This is a genomic window from Campylobacter sp. US53 (genome assembly GCF_004378995.1).
GTDB lineage: Bacteria > Campylobacterota > Campylobacteria > Campylobacterales > Campylobacteraceae > Campylobacter_D > Campylobacter_D jejuni.
The window spans coordinates 1-262 of record NZ_RYYH01000032.1; the positions used below are offsets into that span (position 1 = coordinate 1).

A 262-nucleotide genomic window follows, 5' to 3' on the forward strand; every position below is an offset into this window, starting at 1 on the left:
CTACAACAGCACCAATTTCGCCTGCGTAAAGCACTTTAATCTCTTCTCGTTTGTTAGAGTGCATTTTTAACAAACGGCCAATTCTTTCTTTTTTATATTTAGTTGAGTTATATGCATAAGAACCGCTTTCTAAACAACCGCGATAAACACGCACGAAAGTAAGATGTCCTACAAATGGATCTGTCATGAATTTAAATGCAAGTCCTGCAAACTCGCCATCATCAGTTGATTTTACAGAAACTTCTGTGCCATCTTCATATTC

General features: G+C 37.0%; 1 protein-coding gene. It reads right to left on the minus strand.

Annotation, left to right across the window (positions count from 1 at the left end; all coding sequences use genetic code 11):
• The coding region (locus ELQ05_RS08170) for an EF-Tu/IF-2/RF-3 family GTPase (RefSeq protein ID WP_243832741.1) at positions 1–262 on the minus strand (262 nt) is incomplete at both ends.